Raw genomic sequence first — 236 nt, forward strand, 5'->3', positions numbered from 1 at the left:
TTCCCTTCCGGTCGTGGATGGACTTATCAAAGTTGACACGTCCCATTGCCTCTACCAGAATATCCAGTTGCGTACCTTTCTTCAAGGCCGGCAAGATAGTGGTAAATTCTCCTTTGCGGCGGTCGAGACGGGCCAGCAGCTTGCCATCAGCGTAGATTTGTGCCCAGTCGTGCACTTCGGTGATTTTCAATGTAGTGCCTGAGGTTACTGCTTCGGGCAATGTGGTACGGTACAGG

General features: G+C 52.1%; 1 protein-coding gene. It reads right to left on the reverse strand.

What is annotated here, in order from left to right:
• On the reverse strand, positions 1-236 hold a 236-nt coding region (locus LJE09_RS17775), incomplete at both ends, for a hypothetical protein (RefSeq protein ID WP_331466602.1).

This window comes from Blautia sp. DFI.3.45 (assembly GCF_020593505.1).
Taxonomy (GTDB): Bacteria; Bacillota; Clostridia; order Lachnospirales; family Lachnospiraceae; genus Blautia_A; species Blautia_A wexlerae.